Here is a 393-nt window from a genome sequence, read left to right on the forward strand (position 1 = left end):
GCTCGATCGACGCGCAAAACTGCGTACATTTTACCTCAAGCCGAAGCTTTTTCATTTTGCCGTAAAGCCTCGAGTGGCCGATCCCAAGAGCCTTTGCCGCCCGTTTTTTATCAAAACAGGCAGCCCGCAGCGCTTCCGCAATGATCTGTTTCTCTGCTGCCTCCATCCTTTCTTTCAAACTGTATTCTTTTTTTCTGTTTAAGTGTTCACGGATTCCGTCAGGCAGGTCCTCTAACCCGATCCTGTCCGAAGAGGCCATGTAGACCGCTGCATGAACGGCATTTTCCAGTTCGCGGATGTTTCCCGGCCAATTGTACCTTTCGAGTGCAGAAAGAGCCTCAGGGCTGAAGCCGGTGACCCTTTTGCCGAGGCCGGATGATGCTTTTTTTAAGA

The 393-nt window shown here is 50.9% G+C and carries 1 protein-coding gene; it reads right to left on the reverse strand.

The window, feature by feature from the left end; all coding sequences use genetic code 11:
* On the reverse strand, positions 1–393 hold a 393-nt coding region (locus tag ACLWS4_RS37700), incomplete at both ends, for a helix-turn-helix domain-containing protein (protein ID WP_416876528.1).

It is taken from the genome of Kitasatospora sp. SC0581 (genome assembly GCF_048159585.1).
Classification (GTDB): domain Bacteria; phylum Actinomycetota; class Actinomycetes; order Streptomycetales; family Streptomycetaceae; genus Kitasatospora.